The organism is Paenibacillus sp. FSL P4-0127 (assembly GCF_038007325.1).
GTDB lineage: Bacteria > Bacillota > Bacilli > Paenibacillales > Paenibacillaceae > Fontibacillus > Fontibacillus macerans.
Genome location: NZ_JBBOWY010000002.1, coordinates 1,180,874 through 1,199,436 on the forward strand (window position 1 = coordinate 1,180,874; position 18,563 = coordinate 1,199,436).

The following is an 18,563-nucleotide window of genomic DNA, read 5'->3' on the forward strand; positions in this document are numbered from 1 at the left end:
AAAAAGAAAGGCGGGATCGGTTTGGCCGTGCCGAATATCAACTTTAAGCTTGGGGTACTGGATATGGTTCCAAAGCTGCCGGGCCATAGCGCCGAGGAGGCTTTGGCGCAGGCCGTGCTGCTGGCGCAGCGGGCGGAAGAATGGGGATACGTGCGCTACTGGACCTCGGAGCACCATGACATGGAGCTGCTGGCCAGCGCCTCCCCCGAGGTGCTGCTGTCCCATATCGGCGCGCGGACAAGCCGGATTCGGCTCGGCTCGGGCGGCGTACTGCTGCCGCATTACAGCCCGCTGAAGGTGGCGGAATGCTTCCGGCTGCTGGCCGCCCTTTATCCGGGCAGAATCGACCTCGGCATCGGCCGGGCACCCGGGGGAGAAGCGCATACCGTCATGGCGCTTAGCGGCAATTTTTTGGAGCGGGTGGCCCGTTACCGCCAGTTGGCCGGCGATCTTGCCGCCCTGCTCCGGGACGGATACCGCTATGAGGAGCGCCCCGTAACGGCCCGGCCGATTCCGCAGACGCCGCCCGAGCTTTGGCTGCTGGGCACGAACGTCAAAAGCGCCCGCTTTGCCGCCGAGCTTGGCACGGGGTACGTGTTCGGCCGCTTTATGAGCGAGACCGACGGCATCGAAACGCTGAAAGCGTACCGGGATGCTTTTCAGCCATCCCTTTTTCAATCAGCGCCGAGGACGATCCTTGCGGTCAGCGTGATTTGCGGCGAAACCCGGGAGGAGGCCGAAGCCATGGCCGCCGGTGTGGAAGCGGCATATCGTGCCCGCGGCGGCTCCCCTTTCAGCGGATTTGCCGGAACGGCCGGGCAAGTAAGAAAGCAGTTGGCGGAGATGCAGCGGCAATACGGCAACGAGGAATTTCTGATCGTGACGCCGATTCCCGATTACGAAAAACGGCTGCGCTCCTACCGGCTGCTTGCGACATCGGTTGCGGAGTGCGGAGTCTGAGGTCTTCCGGTGAAGGCAGCACGGATTGCCTCTGCATGCTCCTTCGGAAGAATGGCGCGGCTTGACCGAATCAAATGCAAAAGTGCATTTCAACTCATTATAAATTTCCGTTTTTGCGTGATTGAAATGCAAAAATGCATCTGATTTGGGGCTATCGGATCAAAAAGTATCTTTTGCCCGGAAATGAAATGCACTTTTGCAGTTGAGCCGCCTATTTCGGGGAATTTCGACGAAATTCGTATGCCCTTTTGCATTTCGCAGGATGTGGCATAGCCTTGGGTTAGTATGTCCCTGGCCGTAGACCAGCTTTCTTTAATTCATACTTGACTGGTAAGAATAATTGGTTTAATATGATGAAAAATCGTTCACAGCTCATTATCTTAGCGCTAAGAGAAGTCTAAGATACGCTTCGGACTGCAGCCGATTGGACCGCCAAAGGCTTCCGGAGGTTCCCTGTTGAGGGAACTTTTGGGGGCCTTTTATTTTTGCCGAAGGAGGTGATACGCATATCCGGTTGTCATGCGGAGTGGGAACTGCTGGAGGAAGCCGACTGGCTGTTCCGCAAAATGGTCAGACGGTTTGTGAAGGAAAGGGACAAAGTGGAAGTTGAAGGGATTGCGCTTCCCGGACTGCTGGTCATGCAAAAAATGATCCGGGAAGGGCCGCAGCGGCTTGGCGATTTGGCGGAGGAACTCGATTTCACCTCCGGGGCCGTAACGGGGCTGTGCGACAAGCTGGAGCAGAAAGGGTTCGCCCGGCGGGTCCGCCAGACGCTCGACCGGAGAACGGTATGGCTGGATATAACGGAGCAGGGCAGGGAAATGATGGCCCGCAACCGCAATATCGGCGCGGCGTGCATCACGCTGCTGTTCGATGGCTTCTCCCCGGAGGAGCTGAACCAAATGGCCGGCCTTTTCCAAAAGCTGACCGGGAATCTGGAGCATTTCTCCGGTACGCTGAACGCGCTGGCGGAGAGCAATGCCGGACAAAAGCCGAGCGAAGGCAGTAAGCGCGCGGACCAGGAGCTGCAGTTGGGCCGGAAGCAGGAACTGGGTCAGGACCAGAGCCAGGACCAGGATCGGGATCGGGATCGGGGTCAGGACCAAGACCAGGATCGGAATCGGGATCAGGTTCAGGACCATGACCAGGTCCGGGACCTGGATCGGGATCGGGATCGGAATCGGAATCAGGATCACGACCAGGATCACGACCAAAATCAGAATCACGATCAAGGCCAGGACCAGATCAATAACCGTAACAAGAACCAGATCCGGAGCAGATTTTTATCTTATTGAAGGAGTGGGGAACATGGGGCATCCGACGATTTATCCGACAGGGGCAACGATTTACAAGCCGGAGAAAGCTTATGGCGGCTACACGATTTATCAGGCGGCCGAACAAGGCGCGCTGCTGATCGATATGAACGGGAGAGAAATCCGGCTGTGGCAGGGGCTGCGCGGTTTTCCCAACAAGCTGCTGCCCGGAGGATATGTGCTCGGAAGCACGGCCGAACGCGATCCGCAGCACGGGTTCCAGGATGAGGCCGATCTCGTTCAGGTCGATTGGGAAGGCAATATAGTCTGGCGCTTCAACCGCCACGAATGGATCGAAGATCCCGGGCATGAGCCGCAGTGGATGGCGAGAGCCCATCACGACTATCAGCGGGCCGGCAATCCGGTAGGTTATTTTGTGCCGGGACTTGAGCCCGAAACGCAGGGGGGCAACACGCTGATTTTGGTTCACAAAAATGTGCGCAACCCGAAAATTTCCGATAAATTGCTGCTGGACGACTCCATTATCGAGGTCGATTGGGAAGGCAACATCGTTTGGGAATGGAACTGCCACGAGCATTTTGACGAGCTGGGTTTTGACGATGCGGCGAAAAAAGTGCTGCGCGAAGAACCGAATACCCGCTTTTTCGGCAATGAGGCCGGGGATTGGATGCATATCAACTCGATGTCGGTGCTCGGACCCAACCGTCATTACGACGCGGGCGACGAGCGCTTTCATCCCGACAACATCATTTGGGACGCCCGGGAAAGCAACATCATCGCGATCATCGACAAAAAAAGCGGAAATCTTGTCTGGAAGCTGGGACCGGATTATTCGGCGCCCGAGGTCAACCATCTGGAGTGGATCATCGGCCAGCATCACGCCCATCTCATCCCGCGCGGTCTGCCCGGCGAAGGTAATCTGCTCGTATTCGACAACGGCGGCTGGGGGGGTTACGGGCTGCCGAATCCAGCGTCACCGACCGGCCAGAAAAACGCCGTCCGCGACCACTCGCGCGTGCTGGAAATCGATCCGGTCACCCTGGAGATCGTCTGGCAGTATACGCCGACGGAAGCCGGATTTCAGGCGCCGCTCGACTCCTACCGCTTCTACAGCCCGTACATCAGCTCCGCCCAGCGCCTGCCGAACGGCAACACGCTGATAACGGAAGGAGCGGATGGGCGGATTTTCGAGGTGACGCGGGAGCATGAGCTCGTATGGGAATATATTTCCCCGTACAAAAACAAGCGGAACTCCAACATGGTCTACCGCGCTTACCGCGTTCCTTACACTTGGGTGCCGCAGCTTCCGCATCCCGAGGAACGGGCAATCGAGCCGCTCGACGTGACCAGCTTCCGGGTGCCCGGCGCCGCGGGGAAAGGCACGGATTCGGTCGTCACCGTGGAAGGGACCGTCTCCTACGGCGAAGGCGCGCTTTGCGTCGCCCGGTTTGATGAACGGCCGCGCGCGGCTGCGGATCCGTCTTAACGGGAATCCACATAGAAGAAAGGAGCGACCACGTATGGCCATATCCTCAAAAACGAAGGCAAAAACGGTGCCGAGCCTGATTATTTGGCTATTTGCGGCCTTGCTGCTCGTCTTAAGCGGCTGCGGTTCGGCGAAGGAGGGGTCCCAGGCGGCAGTGCAGGCCGCGGGCGCCGGGAGCGGCGGGGGGCAAGACCGGCAGAAGCAAGCCCCCGTTACCTTGAATATCGCCGACATTTCGACCAATCCGGTGCTGCGCATGGCGGTAAGCAAAGGTTTTTTTGAAAAACACGGCATTGAAGCGAAGCTGGTCACTTTCGCCACGCCGGCGGAAGGCATCAACTCGCTGTTCATCAAGCAGGCGGACATCGCCTGGGGCGCCGATTTTCCGATTTTGAACGCCGTGAGCAAAGGGGAGTTTGCGATCATCGCCTCGACCGGCACCTCGACCGAACAAAACGCGAAGCAGTGGAAGCTGTTCGTGCGGGACGACATCGGCAAACCAGAGGATTTGAAAGGGAAGAAGCTTAGCTTTTTGCGCGGGACTTTTCTCTCCTATTTATGGGACGAATATTTGGCCGAACACGGCCTCGCCTTGGACGACGTTAAGCTGATCGGGCAAGGCGGCTCGGACGAAGCGTATATCGCTTTGAAAAAAGGCGAGGTGGACGCGGTCTGGGTCAGCGGCGCGGCGCTGGTGGCGAAGTTCGAGGCCGCCGAAGGGGTCCGCCAGCTGACCGACATGTCGCAGACGAAGGTGCGGATCGGCAGCCAGATCGTAGCGCCGGAAGCGCTGATCCGCGAGCGCCCGGAAGCGGTGGCGAATTTCCTGCGCGCCCTCGATGAAGCCTCGCGGTTCGTCAAGGAAAATCCGCAGGAGGTCGCGGACATTTTGTATAAGGAAGTCAAGCAGCCACGGGAGTCTACGCTTAAAGACCTGGAAGTGCTAAATTGGAACGTCGATTTTACGGAGGCCGCTTATGACAGTTTGACAAGGCAGAAAAAATATATGGTGGAGAACGGAATTATCGAAAAAGATTTTGAACTGAAGGATAAAATTAAGCTGGAATTTCTGCGCGAGGTTTTACCGGATCGCGTAACGATTACACCGTAAGGAGGGGAAGGGCATGTCCGTATCATTGGTTTCGCAGAACCGCACGATTACGATCGCGGGGCTGGGCAAGAGCTATAGCGATCAGCGTCCGGCGGGGAGCGGGGAGGTTCACTACATTATCAAAGATGTCGACCTCGTCGTCCGGGGCGGCGAGTTTTTTATCCTGCTGGGGCCCAGCGGCTGCGGCAAATCGACACTGCTGAACATGATCGCCGGCTTCATCTCCAAAACGAGCGGCAGCCTGCGGGTTGGCGGCGCGGATGTCGACCGGCCCGGGCGGGATCGGGCGGTTGTGTTTCAGCAGGCCGATTCCTCGCTGTTTCCCTGGCTGACCGTCCGCCAAAACGTCGAGTTCGGGCTCAAGATGAAAAAGGTGGCGAAGCCAGAGCGCCGGGCCGTGTCCGACCGTTATCTGGAGCTCGTCGGGCTGGCCGGCCACGGGGATAAATTTCCGAAGGAGCTGTCCGGCGGCATGAAGCAGCGGGTTCAACTGGCCCGCGTGCTGGCCAATGATCCGGAAATTTTGCTCATGGATGAACCGTTCGGGGCTTTGGACGCCATGACCCGCCGGACGATGCAGAAGGAGCTGGTGCGCATTTGGCGGCAGACAAACAAAACGATCGTCTTCGTGACGCACGACATTCAGGAAGCGATCCTGCTCGGGGAACGGGTGGGCATCATGTCTTCGGGCCCGTCTTCCAACATTTCGCAAATCTACGAGATTCCGCTCGCCTATCCGCGCGACGTGTCCGCGGCGGAATTTTACGAGTATTACCGGCGGATTCAAGCTCATTTTGACGAATAGAAAGGGCGAATCTTATGACATGGCTGAAAAAGAAATGGGTCGGCCTGCTCTTCTTGTGGCTGTTCATCCTGGCCGCCTGGCAAGGCGGCGCCTGGCTTTACGGTCCCGAGGTGGTGCCCGGGCCGGCGGATACGGCGGCGGGAGCGCTGGAGCTGCTGCGGGACGGCTCGCTGCCGAAATATATCGGGATCAGCTTCTACCGGGTGTTCAGCGGCTGGACGCTGGGGAGCCTGATCGCCATCCCGCTCGGCATTTTGATCGGCAAGGTGGATTTTATCCGCCGTTTTGCCGAACCGCTGCTGAACTTCATCCGCTTTATTCCGCCGATCGCTTTCATCACGCTGTTTCTCGTCTGGTTCGGCATCGGCGAGCAGTCGAAGATCGCGCTGATTTTGTACGCGACGCTGTTTATCGTCATCATGAACACGCTGACGGGGGTGCTGGCGGTGGAGGAGGACAAAATCCGCGCGGCCCGCAGCATGGGCGCTTCGGAGTGGCAAATCGTCCGGCACGTGATCGTGCCGGCGACCGCGCCGTATATTTTCACCGGCGTCAGATTGGCGATGGGCACCTCGTATATGGCGATCGTCGGGGCGGAGATGATCGCGGCGAACGAAGGCGTCGGTTACCTGATCTGGAACTCCCGGCTGTTCTTCCGTACCGACTGGATTTTTGTCGGTTTGCTCAGCCTGGGGTTGATGGGATTTGCCACCGACCGGCTGTTCGGCTGGTTTGGCCGCAGGGTGCTGTGGCGTTACGGGGTGATCGGCACCGCGCCGGCCGGAAGAAGGTAAACCGAAAGCTTAGACGGGGCGGCGGCTTTTTTCCAGGATTGTGGGGGTCCGAGGGGAACAGATGGCCCGTGTATTTGTGTATGTCCTGAGATAACGACAAATATGGGTCTTATTTTTGTGAAAAAAGGGGGCACAGTTTAAATAGGGGATTTTTTTGCCTCTATTTTTGAGATATGGCGTCAAACGGGCGATATTTCCTGGTTTAATTCCCGAATAACGACTTAAAGTACCTCTATTTTGAGTAAAAGGGGTGAAATCCCAGAATAAGGCCATAAATTGTCTTTATTTCCGCTAGAGACCTGCTTGTACATTAAAAGGACCGCACAGGGACCGCACAGGAACTGCCTGGGACTGCACAGGGAGTGCAAAGGGACTGCAAGGGACTGCAAGGGACTGCAAGGGACTGCACAGGGACTGCAAAGGAACTGCACAGGAACTGCAAGGGACTGCACAGGGACTGCAAAGGAACAGCACAGGGACCGCACAGGAACTGCACAGGGACTCACAGGGGCCGCCGGAACGAATTCCTTCGGACTTCGGCGGTCTTAATCATTGACAAGAACGTGTGTTCGCAATATAATGCTGTCAAAAGGGAGGCCATAGCGTATGGATGTGTATGACAAGCTGACCATTTTGACGGACTCGGCCAAATATGACGTATCCTGTTCGTCCAGCGGGGCGGAGCGCGGGAGCGGCGGGGGCAGTGGAGGCAGCTCGCTGGGAAACGCCGTCAGCTCGGGGATCTGCCACAGCTTTGCCGCGGACGGACGATGCATTTCGCTGCTGAAGGTGCTGATGACGAACAGCTGTATTTATGATTGCAAATACTGCGTGAACCGCCGCTCCAACGATACGCGCCGGGCTATGTTTACCCCGGAGGAGCTGGCGGAGCTTACGATAAATTTTTATCGCCGCAATTACATAGAAGGTCTGTTTCTCAGCTCAGGCATCATGCGGAATCCGGATTACACGACGGAACAACTGATCCGGGTGCTGGAACTGCTGCGCCGGAAATATCATTTCGGCGGTTATATTCACGTGAAGGCGATTCCCGGCGCCGATCCGGCGCTGATTTCCCGGTTGGGCCTGCTGGCCGACCGGATGAGCGTGAACATCGAACTGCCTTCACAGGACAGCCTGCACCAGTTAGCCCCGGACAAAAGCAAGGAAGCGATCCTGAGGCCGATGACCGCGATCCGGCAGGGCATTCGGGAGAACAGCACCGATCTCGTCAAATACCGCCACGCTCCCCGGTTTGTGCCGGGCGGACAAAGCACCCAGATGATCGTAGGCGCGACGCCGGACAGCGATCTTAGGATCTTAACCTTAACGGAGGCGCTGTACAGGAAATACGAGCTGAGACGGGTATATTACTCGGCGTATACCCCGGTCGCGGAGCATTCGCTGCTTCCGTCGCCCGGCAGCAAGCCGCCGCTATTGCGGGAGCACCGCCTGTACCAGGCCGACTGGCTGCTGCGTTTCTACGGTTTTGAAGCGAAGGAACTGCTGGATGAGCACACCCCGAATTTCAATTTGTTCATGGACCCGAAGTGCCATTGGGCGCTCAATCATATCGAACGGTTTCCCGTGGAGATCAACAAAGCCCCTTATGAAGAGCTGCTGCGCGTGCCCGGCATCGGCGTTCGCAGCGCCAAGCGGATCGTGGCGGCGCGCAGAACGGCGCGGCTGGATTTTTCCGGCTTAAAGAAGCTGGGCGTCGTGCTCAAACGGGCCCAATATTTTATCATCTGCTCAGGCCGGCGGCTTGAGGGGTTGAAAGTGAACGAAAGCACAATCCTCAGGTCGCTGCTGTCCCGCAAAGAAATCGATATGTTCCTGCCCAAGCCGAAGGTGGAGCAGCTGTCGCTGTTTTCGGACGAGGAGCTGGCGGGGCAGGCCGGGAAGGAGCTAAGCCCATGGCTGCTTGGATAAGCGATGCGGCTTACGCTTACGACGGCAGCTTTGACGGCTTGCTGAGCTGCGTGTTTGAGAGCTATGTGCGGAAGGAGGATTTGGTCGACCTGCGTTCGGACGCTGATCCGCAGTATACTCTGTTTGTAACCCGCTGGGTGGAAACCTGTCCGGAGAAGGCTAACAGGGTGTACGCGGCCATCGGGCAAAAAATATCGCCGGCCGCCCAAGAGCTTGTCCGCCGCGGCTTTCTCACCTGCGATCCGCAGAAGGATTTGCTGATTTACCGGTTCCTGCGGCTGGGCTTTAAGCATGGGAGGGCGGTGATGGATATGCTGACGGAGAACACGGTGCACCGATTGCGCAAGGCGGTGCGGCATTTGAACACGGAGAGCCATGCCTTGATGGGCTTCGTGCGCTTTTCGGTGTATGGCGAGACGCTGGTCTCGGTCATTGAGCCGAAGAACCGGGTGCTGCCGCTGCTGGCCGCGCATTTTTGCGACCGCTACCGGAAGGAGTCTTTTATGATTTACGACAAAACCCACGGACAGGCGCTCATTCACCGTGCGGAGGAAGCGGGGGCAGGGAAAGCGGAGATCGTGGACGTCGACGAGCTGATTTTGCCTGAGGCGGGGGAGCAGGACCAAGCGTACCGCCGCCTTTGGAAGCAGTTTTACGAAACGGTGGCGATCCGGGAGAGGATTAATCCTCGGGCGCAGATGTCCCATATGCCCAAGCGCTACTGGGGACAATTGACCGAGATGCAGGGAGTGCGCGAATACCGCCCCGACTCTCCGGAGTCGAAGCGCCAGCAGTAAACGGCCTGAGGTAAACGCCTGCGGTAAACGGCCTGCGGTAAATGCCTGCAGTAAACGCCTGCGGTAAACGCTTGCAGTAACCGCAAGCAGTAAACGCCTGGATATGCTTGGCATCGTCCGATTTCCGGCGGTTCTGGTACAATGGACGGAAAGGTATTTTTAGAGGGGAAGTTGACGGAGTGGATTTGAATCAAACGCCTTTACGGTACATCTATCCTTTTGCATGCCATGAGAACGAGCTGGAGCTATGCCGGATGGAGCTTCGCGCCCTGTTTGGACAAGAGCCCGGGGCGTTTGCTTTGATAGACAGCCGTTTGCGGATTGAACCGAACCGGAGTCCGTTTGTTTCCATGCGGTTGGACGTTTTGCTGGCCGCCGGGACGCTGGAAGAAATCATCACCCAGGTGGCGGAGCTGGAACTGGACGGACGCACCTTTAAGGTGCTGTATCTCAAAAACGGTTTGAAACGGACTTATGAGCAGCAGCGCGAATTGGAGCGGCAGCTAGGCGGAAGGATCCGCGGCAAAGCCGATATGAGGCAGCAGGATGTGACATTTGGACTGCTGTCGTTGGACGATGGCTGGATGTTCGGCATTTGCCGGCCGGCCGACCCGGTCTGGCAGCGGCATATACATAAGCCGCAAAATTACTCCACGGGTCTGACGACCGTCGTGGCCCGGGCATTAGTGAACATCGCCGTGCCCGATCCGCAAGGCGTGCGCACGATCGATCCGTGCTGCGGCATGGGCAACGTGCTAATCGAAGCGCTGTCGATGGGCATCGATATCGTCGGACGGGACCTCAATCCGCTGGCCGTTCGCGGGGCGCGGGTCAATTTGCGCCATTTCGGTTACGATGATGCGGGTCTGATAGCCATCGGCGACTTGAACGATATTAACGAGCCGTTCGATGCGGCGATCGTCGATCTGCCGTACAATTTATGCTCCGTCCTTTCCGCCTCCGAGCGCAGCCTCATGCTTGCCAGCGTAAGGCGGATCAGCAAGCGGGCGGTGATCGTTTCTTCCGAGCCGCTGGAGCCCGAGATTGAAGCCGCAGGCCTGAAAATCATGGACTCTTGCTCCGTCAGTAAAGGAGCTTTTGTCCGCCATGTGTGGTTGACCACACAGCAGCTGGTATAGGCAACAAATACAGTTAAGTCTTTGCCGTTATTTATTCATCTATGTGAAAAGGAATACGTATCCGTCCTAAGCGGAGGTACGCATTCCTTTTATTTTTTAGAGGTTAACACGCACTTTTGGGCGGTTTAGTTACCTTGCGGTACGGTCAAGCCGAGGCCTTCGGCAACGCGCGTTCCGTATTCCGGGTCGGCTTTGTAGAAATGCTCGATTTGCCGCAGCTTGATCTCGTCTTTTTCCACCGCTTTCATGGCGTTTACGATGTTTTCGACCAGACGTGTGCGTTCTTCTTCGCTCAGCAGGCGGTACAGGTCGCCGGCTTGCGTATAGTGGTCATCATGGTCGTAGGCGACGCTGTCGGCATATCCCGACACTTCGAACGGCGAAATTTTATGCTGCGGAGATTCCGCCGGGCCGCCGTAGCTGTTGGGTTCATAGTAAACGGAGGCTCCGCCGTTGCCGTCTCCGCGCATGAAGCCGTCGCGCTGGTTGTTGTTCACTTCGGCGATCGGGCGGTTGATCGGCAGTGTGTTATGATTGGCGCCGACGCGGTAACGATGCGCGTCAGAGTAAGCAAACAGGCGGCCCTGCAGCATTTTGTCCGGCGAAGCTTCGATGCCCGGGACGAAGTTGCCCGGCGAGAATGTCGCCTGCTCGACTTCGGCAAAATAGTTCTCCGGATTCCGGTTCAGCGTCATCACGCCGACCTCGATCAGCGGGTAATCTTTTTGGGACCATACTTTGGTCACGTCGAATGGATCGAAACGGTACGTTTGCGCGTCTTCGATCGGCATGATTTGCACGTACAGCGTCCAGCTCGGGAAGTCGCCTTGAGCGATCGCGTTGAAAAGATCCTCGGTATGGTAATCCGGATTTTCGCCGGCCAATTTTTCGGCCAGCTTGACGTCAAGGTTTTGGATGCCTTGATTCGTTTTGAAATGATATTTCACCCACACCGCTTCGCCTTCCGCGTTCACCCATTTAAAGGTATGGCTGCCGTAACCGTTCATATGACGGTATGTAGCCGGAATACCGCGGTCTGAGAACAATATCGTCACCTGATGCAGCGACTCCGGCGACAAGGACCAGAAATCCCACACGGCGTTCGGATTTTTCAGGTGCGTTTGCGGGTGCCGTTTTTGCGTATGGATGAAGTCCGGGAATTTGATCGCATCGCGGATAAAGAACACCGGCGTATTGTTTCCGACCAGGTCGTAGTTGCCTTCCTCGGTGTAGAACTTCACGGCGAAACCGCGCGGGTCGCGGACGGTATCCGCGGAGCCCAGTTCACCGGCCACCGTCGAGAAACGGATAAACATCGGGGTCTGCTTCCCGACTGCGGACAGAAACGCCGCTTTGGTGTATTTGGAGACATCGTTCGTTACTTCAAATACCCCGTGGGCCCCGGCGCCTTTGGCGTGAACGACGCGTTCGGGTACGCGCTCCCGGTTGAAATGAGCCAGCTTCTCAAGCAAATGGACGTCCTGGATGAGGACGGGGCCGCGCTGACCGGCCGTAATCGAGTTTTGGTTGTCCCCGACCGGAGCGCCCCAGCTGGTGGTTAACCGTTTTTTATCATTAGTCATTTGATCACCTCTTAGTAAATGTAATTATTCAACTTCCTTCGCTTTGATAACTTAACTTTACCGGGACGGGGAAGCTTTGTCATGAAGGCGCGATGAATCGATGATGAAATATGCATGAAGGTTGTATAAAGGCGCGTTCGAGCTATCGGCTGCCGAAACCATCGGCCTTCAAAATAGCGACATTTTAAGTGCTTATGATCCGAACCCCAACATGTACATCCCCATTAGCGGCATTTTATGTACCTATTTTCCTTTGAATGGTCCAGGATGGGGTATTTCCTTGCGGTCCTAAGAAAATAGCAGCATAAAATGCCTCTACTTCTCTAAAATGGGCGGGGATCGGCGAAATAAAGACACTTTATGTCCTTATTTTTCGCTGGAGTTGTTCAGGGACTGAATGGGTTAGGATGAAGAGGCACGGCTGAATATTTTGTATTAAGCGCGGTTTTTGGCTGAGCCTCCAATAAAAGGGTGGTTATTGTAAGTTTTATTTTTTTAACCTATAATCCTAGAGTGAAGAAAGCCTGGAACCAAGCGAAAATCAGTGCCCGTAGGTCCTTGAAGCCGGTGCGTTTGCCGCCGCGGCTTCTCGGTTAAAAGGGAAGCCGGTGCAAATCCGGCACGGTCCCGCCACTGTAAACAGGGACGCAGCTCATATTGCCACTGTCATCCGCTTAAGACGGGGGATGGGAAGGCGAGCCGGCGTCGAAGCCTGCAAGTCAGGAGACCTGCCCACGGGAGATTAAAGACGGTCCTTCGAGGAAAGGATAACGTTCTGCTAAGAGCACCATGCCCAAAAGGCGGGAGATCCGTTTCCCGCAGAAGGCATGGCTTTGTGGACGTACCCCCATCCGCCCGGGATTGGGGGTTTTCTTGTTTGAACGGGTAAATCCCGGTGCCGTACGCATCGCTTAGATTCGGGCGTGTCAGTAGGCTTTGGAACACCCGGAAGAAATGCAGAGCAGAGGAGAGATATTGATGAAGAAATGGCTGAATTTATGGGGGATCGCGCTGCTGGCGATGGCGCTGTTATTGGCGGGCTGCGGCCAGGATAAAGGCGCGGGCGGCCAAGGAGCGGCGGGCAACGCCGCAGGCCAAACCGGGCAAAATGCAAGTTCGAATGCCGGAAACGGAGCACAGGGCGAACAGGGCGCCAAACGGACGGTGTATCCGCTGACGCTGAAGGATTCGAGCGGAACGGAATTTACGTTTGAGTCGGCGCCGCAAAAAATCGTTTCTCTGGCCCCGTCGGAGACGGAGACGCTGTTCGCGCTCGGGCTCGATCAGCAGATCGCCGGCGTTTCGGATTTGGACGATTATCCGGAAGCGGTGAAGGACAAGCCTAGAATGGGCGGTTTCAAGGTGAACGTAGAGGCGATCGTCGCCGCGCAGCCGGACCTGATCGTGGCGGCCAGCCTGATCGACGAACAGACGGTCAAAAGCTTGAGCGATTTGGGGTTCAAGGTGTTCCAGTCCGATCCGAAAACGGTGAGCGGCGTGATGGAGCACATCAAGGCAATCGGCGAGATCACCGATCATCAGGCCCAAGCTGAAGAAGTCGTCGGCCAAATGCAGCAGGAATTGAGCCGGGTGACCGATGCGGTCAAATCGCTGACTGAGGATCAGAAGAAAAAAGTGTACATCGAATTTTCGCCGGGCTGGACGGTCGGCAAGGGCGAGTTCATGGACGAAATGATCACCCTGGCCGGCGGCGTTAATGTAGCTTCCGACATTGCGGGCTGGAGCGAAATCAACGAGGAGAACATCATTAAAGCGAATCCGGACGTGATCCTGTACGCCAAAAGCGTCGTCGACAAAAACAATCGCACGCTGGCGGACATTATCAAAGGACGCGCCGGTTGGGATCAAATTGCCGCGATCAAGGAAGACCGCGTCGTCGGGCTGGACGACAATTTGCTCAGCCGCCCGGGTCCGCGGGTGACGCAAGGATTAATTGAGGTAGCCAAAGCGATTTATCCGGAACTGATTCAGCCATGATGACCGGTAAGCTGGCCGGTTACGGGACCGTTCTGCTGGCGCTGCTGGCCGTAACGCTGCTGTTTTGCATCGGAATCGGTTCGGTATCGCTGCCGCTCGGCGATATCGCCCGCATTTTGCTGCACCGGATTCCCGGCCCGGGAAGCTGGATCACGGCGGACTGGAGCGTGGCCTCGGAGCAAATCGTCCTACAGGTGCGCCTTCCCCGCGTTTTGTTGGGGATGCTGGTCGGCGCCACGCTTGCGGTGGCCGGGGCAGGCTTTCAAGGCGTGCTGCGCAATCCGCTGGCCGATCCGTTTACGCTCGGGGTTTCGTCGGGATCGGCGATCGGCGCGGCCGTGCTTATTTTTTTCGGCTGGCAGTTTTCGTTGCTCGGGGTGTTTACGCTGCCGGCGGTCGCTTTCCTGACGGGTGCGATCACGCTGTGGATCGTCATTTGGCTGGCGCGCGAAAACGGGAAAATTCCGATTGAAAGCCTGATTTTGTCCGGTGTCGTCATGCAGTCGTTCCTTGGCGCGGTGGTGTCGTTTTTGACGGCGATGTCCAAGCAAACGGTCAATGAAATTTTATATTGGACGATGGGCAGCTTGTCATTGCGCGGATGGTCGTATACGGCCATCCTTTTCCCGTATTTGCTGGTGGGCGGGGTGTTTCTGTGGAGCCGGGCCGGAACGCTTAACTTGCTGGCGCTCGGCGAACGTCAGGCGGCGCATTCGGGGCTGAACGTGGAGCGGACGAAGCTGACCGTGCTGCTGGCAGCCACGCTGATGACGGCGGCGGCCGTGTCGGTGTCCGGCGTTATCGGCTTCGTCGGCCTGGTCATTCCGCACATGATCCGCCTGATAACCGGGCCCGATTATCGTCTGATTATTCCGCTGTCCGCGCTTGGCGGCGGGATATTTATGATGTGGAGCGATCTTGCGGCCCGCTCCCTGCTGACGCCGACGGAGATCCCGCTTGGCATCGTTACCGCTTTTGTCGGGGCCCCCTTCTTTGGCTATTTGCTGCACCGGAAAAAGAAGGAGCGGGAGGGGGAACTGCGTTGATCGAGGTGAAAAAAGTTTCCAAAACGTACGGCCGCCAGGCGGTTCTCCACGATGTAACCTGGAGCGTGCGAAAGGGCGAATTTTGGGGGCTGATCGGACCTAACGGCAGCGGCAAAACGACGCTGCTCAATCTGATTTCCGGTGTGGAGCGGCCGGGCGCTGGGGAGATCGCGCTGGACGGACGTCCGCTCTCTTCCTATGGCCGCAAGGCGTTATCGCGGAAAATCGCCGTCCTGCAGCAGGACGGTTTGCCTCCGGTTTCGTACAGCGTCCGCGACGTGGTCGAGATGGGGCGCTTTCCGTATCAGGACTGGCGCGGCAGGGAGAAGGACGGACCGGAGGGCTCCCGGCGGCTGCTCGGCGAAATTATGGATAAGCTGGAGCTGAGCGCGCTGGAGCACCGGCCGCTAAGCGCGCTTAGCGGAGGGCAACGCCAGCGCGCCGCGCTCGGCAAGGTGATGGCGCAGCAGCCGGAGCTGGTGCTGCTCGATGAACCGACGACGTATTTGGACCTTCGCTACCAAATGCAGTTCATGGAACTGGTCTCAGGATGGCAGCGGGAGGAAGGGCTGACGGTCGTGGCCGTGATGCATGATTTGAACCTGGCCGCTTTGTTTTGCGACCGTCTCCTGGTGCTGAGCGAAGGGTGCGTTGTGGCGGAGGGGCCGCCGGAAGACATTTTGTCCGCGGCTATGGTAGATAAGGTTTATCAAGTGAAGGCGCACCGGGTGCCGCATCCGGACAGCGGAGTGCCGCAGCTGCTTCTACAGCGAAGGAAGGCGGAAAGCGGGGAGGCCAAGGGGATTAGGAGCGGCGAAACCGGCGGCTGAGGAGGAAAAGGCCGGCTTGAGATACGAACGGATGAAGCGGGCAAATAAAGCGGGCGGATGAGCCAAACAAATAACCGAATAGATGAACTGAATGGATGAACCACGAGGGAGGGAAGAACAATCATGGGGCATAACGCTATTTTGGAACTTGCAGGGAGCATCGGCAGGCTTGATGCGGCGGCAATGGCTGCCGCCGAGGAACGCTTGGGCCGGTTGACGAAGCCGCCCGGCAGCCTCGGCAAGCTGGAGGAATTGGCCGTCAGGCTGGCCGGCATAACGGGCGAAGCGCTGCCGGAGTTCCCGCGGCGCACGGTGTTTGTGATGGCTGCCGACCACGGCGTTTGCGAGGAAGGCGTCAGCGCCTTTCCGGCGGAAGTGACGCCGCAGATGGTGGGCAATTTCCTCGCCGGCGGAGCAGCGGTGAACGTACTGGCGCGCCAGGCCGGCGCCGACGTCGTGTGCGTTGATATCGGCGTGAACGCGGAGCTGTCGCATCCGGCTTTGGTGTCGCGGAAAGTGCGGTACGGCACCGCCAATATGTCCAAAGGCCCGGCGATGACCCGGGAGGAGGCGGAGGCGGCCGTGCTGATCGGAGCGCGGCTCGTGGAGGAAGCGGCATCCCGCGGCGTCCGCCTGTTCGTTACGGGCGAGATGGGCATCGGCAATACGACGGCCAGCGCGGCGATGATGAGCGCTTTGACCGCGATTTCGCCGGAGCAAAGCGTCGGCCGGGGGACCGGGATCGACGATGTACGGCTGCGCGGCAAGATCGAAGTCGTGCGGCGCGCCCTGGAGATCAATCGCCCGGACCCGGGAGATCCGCTCGGCGTGCTCGCCAAAGTGGGCGGCCTGGAAATCGCCGGGCTCGCCGGAGTCATTCTTGGTGCCGCGAAAAGCCGCTGCCCCGTCGTGATCGACGGCTTTATATCCAGCGTGGCCGCGCTTGCCGCAAGCCGGCTTGCGCCGGAAGCGGCCGGGTATATGATCGCATCCCACGTCTCCGCGGAGCAGGGGCATCACCAGCTGCTGCGGGAGCTGAAGCTCGAGCCGATGCTGGAGCTTGGCATGCGGCTCGGCGAGGGAACCGGCGGGGTGCTCGCCCTGCATTTGGTGGACGCGGCGAGCCGGATCGTGCGGGAGATGGCGACCTTTGAGAGCGCGGGGATTTCCACGGGCGGCGACCGGTAAAATGGGCGGGGCGCTGCCCGGCTGAAATCGCGGTGACAGTCAACATGAGTTTGGGGGTAAAGCGATGAAAGTAATGGTCACGGGCGGCGCCCGCAGCGGCAAAAGCTCGTTTGCCGAGCGCTGGATTATGAAGCACGCGGAAGCCGCGTTGTATATCGCGACCGGGCAAGCTTTCGACGAAGAAATGACCGAGCGGATCGCCCTGCACCGGCAGCAAAGGGAACAAAGCGGATTCACCTGGACGACGCTGGAGGAGCCGTTGCGGCTGGCGGAAAAGCTCACGGCATTAGGGGACGAGCTGCGGGCAGGCGGGGCGGAAGCGGCCGGGATGGACCGGCAGGGAACGGAAAAGGCCGGCTCGTCCGCCGCGGCCGTCGTGCTCGTCGACTGCCTCACGTTATGGCTGTCAAACATGCTGCTTGAGCAGGGGGAAAGGTCCGACGCGGCTGAGGTCATGGAGCGGGAAATCGGGCGGCTGGCTGCCGCGGCCGAAGCTTTCCCCGGCACGCTGGTGATGGTCACCAACGAGGTGGGGAACGGAATCGTGCCGGAATACCCCTTGGGCCGGCTGTATCGCGATCTGGCGGGCCGGTTGAACCGCAGGATGGCCGCCATTTCCGGACAGGTGTTTCTCGTGACGGCGGGCATTCCGATCGAGTTGAAAAGCAGGGAGTACCGGCTATGAGCGATGAGAGCAAGAACAAGCAGAACGAGCAGAGCGGCCCGGGGCAGCCGATATTGGCTGCTTTCCAATTTTTGACGCGGTTTCCGGTCCGGGCCGAGCTCGATTTCACGCCCGAGTTGCTGCGGCGAAGCGTCCGATATTACCCGCTTGTCGGGGCGGCCGTGGGGCTTAGCGTCTGGGCCGCCGCGGTTTTGTCGGCGTGGCTGCTGCCGCCGCTTCCCGCCGCCGTGCTGGCGCTGATCGTTTGGGTCTGGGTCACCGGCGGGCTGCATCTGGACGGCTGGATGGACACGGCCGACGGCTTGCTCAGCTACCGGCCCCGGGAAAAAATGCTGGAAATTATGAAGGACAGCCGGGTCGGAGCGATGGGGGTGCTCGCCTGTGTGCTGCTGCTTATGCTGAAGGCTTCGCTGCTGGCTTCCCTGCTGCAGGGCGGCGTTTGGCAAACCGGGGCCGCGCTGCTGACGGCGCCCGTTTGGAGCCGCTGGTTTATGACCCGGGCCATGCGGTTGTGGCCGAACGCCCGCCAAGGGGAAGGCTTGGCCGGGCAGTTCCGCGGGTTGGGGGCCCGCGATGCGCGGGGAGCAACCGCTTGGGCGATCGTATTGACCGCGGCGGCGCTGCTGCCCGCTGTGCTGCTGATCGTCTTGCTGGCTATGCTGCCGGCGACGGATGCGCTATCGCAGACAGCGGCGCTGCCGGGAACAGAGGCCGCCCATCGCGGCCGCATCGAACCGGCCTTGGCGGAATTGCTGCTGTACGCCTGCCTGCACCCGGTGCTGGCCTGGGCGGCGGGAACCCGGGCGGCCCGCTGGATGAGCGCCAAGCTCGGCGGTCTAACCGGCGACACTTACGGGGCGCTGAACGAAGGTCTGGAAGCGGCGCTGCTGCTGTTGGCGGTTTTGATATTCCGGTAATCGCTGGCGCGCAAAACG

At 58.6% G+C, this 18,563-nt stretch carries 16 protein-coding genes and 1 riboswitch; of the genes, 15 read left to right on the top strand and 1 reads right to left on the bottom strand.

The features are described from left to right. The first annotated feature begins 21 nt into the window (after positions 1–21). From NYE74_RS31630 to NYE74_RS31670, 9 genes are all read left to right on the top strand, one after another. A complete protein-coding gene (locus tag NYE74_RS31630; protein ID WP_340926249.1) occupies positions 22–960 on the top strand; it encodes an LLM class flavin-dependent oxidoreductase in 939 nt (312 codons plus the stop codon). A gap of 485 nt (positions 961–1,445) precedes the next feature. Beyond that, entirely contained in the window at positions 1,446–2,255 is an 810-nt protein-coding gene (locus tag NYE74_RS31635) for a MarR family winged helix-turn-helix transcriptional regulator (protein WP_341005513.1), read from the top strand. Between the two features lie 13 nt (positions 2,256–2,268). Next, positions 2,269–3,720: an aryl-sulfate sulfotransferase gene (locus tag NYE74_RS31640; protein WP_340926251.1), complete on the top strand. Its 1,452-nt coding sequence runs from the start codon at positions 2,269–2,271 to the stop codon at positions 3,718–3,720. A gap of 34 nt (positions 3,721–3,754) precedes the next feature. Next, complete coding sequence (locus NYE74_RS31645; RefSeq protein WP_341005514.1) at positions 3,755–4,831, top strand: ABC transporter substrate-binding protein; 1,077 nt, start codon at positions 3,755–3,757, stop codon at positions 4,829–4,831. Between the two features lie 13 nt (positions 4,832–4,844). Further along, positions 4,845–5,636 carry an ABC transporter ATP-binding protein gene (locus NYE74_RS31650; protein ID WP_328273911.1) on the top strand — a complete coding sequence of 264 codons (792 nt, stop codon included), beginning with the start codon at positions 4,845–4,847 and terminating at the stop codon, positions 5,634–5,636. Between the two features lie 14 nt (positions 5,637–5,650). Next, entirely contained in the window at positions 5,651–6,430 is a 780-nt protein-coding gene (locus NYE74_RS31655) for an ABC transporter permease (RefSeq protein WP_340926254.1), read from the top strand. A 606-nt stretch (positions 6,431–7,036) separates the two neighbouring features. Next, positions 7,037–8,362: a putative DNA modification/repair radical SAM protein gene (locus NYE74_RS31660; protein ID WP_340926255.1), complete on the top strand. Its 1,326-nt coding sequence runs from the start codon at positions 7,037–7,039 to the stop codon at positions 8,360–8,362. Further along, the gene (locus NYE74_RS31665) at positions 8,347–9,159 is read left to right on the top strand and encodes a TIGR03915 family putative DNA repair protein (RefSeq protein ID WP_340926256.1); all 813 of its coding nucleotides are present in this window, start codon (positions 8,347–8,349) and stop codon (positions 9,157–9,159) included. The genes NYE74_RS31660 and NYE74_RS31665 overlap by 16 nt, the downstream gene beginning before the upstream one ends. Before the next feature lie 179 nt (positions 9,160–9,338). Next, entirely contained in the window at positions 9,339–10,298 is a 960-nt protein-coding gene (locus NYE74_RS31670) for a TRM11 family SAM-dependent methyltransferase (RefSeq protein WP_340926257.1), read from the top strand. A 125-nt stretch (positions 10,299–10,423) separates the two neighbouring features. On the opposite strand, the gene katA is transcribed toward NYE74_RS31670, so the two are convergent. Then, positions 10,424–11,881: a catalase KatA gene (gene katA / locus NYE74_RS31675; protein WP_340926258.1), complete on the bottom strand. Its 1,458-nt coding sequence runs from the start codon at positions 11,879–11,881 to the stop codon at positions 10,424–10,426. A gap of 535 nt (positions 11,882–12,416) precedes the next feature. Next, positions 12,417–12,631, top strand: a riboswitch (cobalamin riboswitch). A 228-nt stretch (positions 12,632–12,859) separates the two neighbouring features. Here katA and NYE74_RS31680 point away from each other — a divergent pair. The 6 genes from NYE74_RS31680 to cobS all read left to right on the top strand — a co-directional run bounded on the left by NYE74_RS31680 (position 12,860) and on the right by cobS (position 18,545). Beyond that, positions 12,860–13,879: an ABC transporter substrate-binding protein gene (locus tag NYE74_RS31680; RefSeq protein ID WP_036625032.1), complete on the top strand. Its 1,020-nt coding sequence runs from the start codon at positions 12,860–12,862 to the stop codon at positions 13,877–13,879. Beyond that, positions 13,879–14,925, top strand: a complete 1,047-nt coding sequence (locus tag NYE74_RS31685) for a FecCD family ABC transporter permease (protein WP_124331933.1) — start codon at positions 13,879–13,881, stop codon at positions 14,923–14,925. The genes NYE74_RS31680 and NYE74_RS31685 overlap by 1 nt, the downstream gene beginning before the upstream one ends. Then, entirely contained in the window at positions 14,922–15,755 is an 834-nt protein-coding gene (locus tag NYE74_RS31690; protein ID WP_051985639.1) for an ABC transporter ATP-binding protein, read from the top strand. Before NYE74_RS31685 ends, NYE74_RS31690 begins: the two co-directional genes overlap by 4 nt. Positions 15,756–15,878: 123 nt before the next feature. Then, positions 15,879–16,943 carry a nicotinate-nucleotide--dimethylbenzimidazole phosphoribosyltransferase gene (gene cobT, locus NYE74_RS31695; RefSeq protein WP_341005515.1) on the top strand — a complete coding sequence of 355 codons (1,065 nt, stop codon included), beginning with the start codon at positions 15,879–15,881 and terminating at the stop codon, positions 16,941–16,943. A gap of 64 nt (positions 16,944–17,007) precedes the next feature. Next, on the top strand, positions 17,008–17,628 hold the full coding sequence (locus tag NYE74_RS31700; protein WP_036625029.1) for a bifunctional adenosylcobinamide kinase/adenosylcobinamide-phosphate guanylyltransferase: 621 nt from the start codon (positions 17,008–17,010) through the stop codon (positions 17,626–17,628). Next, entirely contained in the window at positions 17,625–18,545 is a 921-nt protein-coding gene (cobS, locus tag NYE74_RS31705) for an adenosylcobinamide-GDP ribazoletransferase (protein WP_155620493.1), read from the top strand. The genes NYE74_RS31700 and cobS overlap by 4 nt, the downstream gene beginning before the upstream one ends. The last annotated feature ends 18 nt before the right edge of the window (positions 18,546–18,563 follow it).

Excerpts from the sequence above, each read along its gene's own strand:
- NYE74_RS31640 (WP_340926251.1), top strand. The coding sequence starts at position 2,269 with ATGGGGCATCCGACGATTTATCCGACAGGGGCAACGATTTACAAGCCG.
- NYE74_RS31645 (WP_341005514.1), top strand. The coding sequence starts at position 3,755 with ATGGCCATATCCTCAAAAACGAAGGCAAAAACGGTGCCGAGCCTGATT.
- NYE74_RS31650 (WP_328273911.1), top strand. The coding sequence starts at position 4,845 with ATGTCCGTATCATTGGTTTCGCAGAACCGCACGATTACGATCGCGGGG.
- NYE74_RS31655 (WP_340926254.1), top strand. The coding sequence starts at position 5,651 with ATGACATGGCTGAAAAAGAAATGGGTCGGCCTGCTCTTCTTGTGGCTG.
- NYE74_RS31660 (WP_340926255.1), top strand. The coding sequence starts at position 7,037 with ATGGATGTGTATGACAAGCTGACCATTTTGACGGACTCGGCCAAATAT.
- NYE74_RS31665 (WP_340926256.1), top strand. The coding sequence starts at position 8,347 with ATGGCTGCTTGGATAAGCGATGCGGCTTACGCTTACGACGGCAGCTTT.
- katA (WP_340926258.1), bottom strand. The coding sequence starts at position 11,881 with ATGACTAATGATAAAAAACGGTTAACCACCAGCTGGGGCGCTCCGGTC.
- NYE74_RS31680 (WP_036625032.1), top strand. The coding sequence starts at position 12,860 with ATGAAGAAATGGCTGAATTTATGGGGGATCGCGCTGCTGGCGATGGCG.
- NYE74_RS31685 (WP_124331933.1), top strand. The coding sequence starts at position 13,879 with ATGACCGGTAAGCTGGCCGGTTACGGGACCGTTCTGCTGGCGCTGCTG.
- cobT (WP_341005515.1), top strand. The coding sequence starts at position 15,879 with ATGGGGCATAACGCTATTTTGGAACTTGCAGGGAGCATCGGCAGGCTT.
- NYE74_RS31700 (WP_036625029.1), top strand. The coding sequence starts at position 17,008 with ATGAAAGTAATGGTCACGGGCGGCGCCCGCAGCGGCAAAAGCTCGTTT.
- cobS (WP_155620493.1), top strand. The coding sequence starts at position 17,625 with ATGAGCGATGAGAGCAAGAACAAGCAGAACGAGCAGAGCGGCCCGGGG.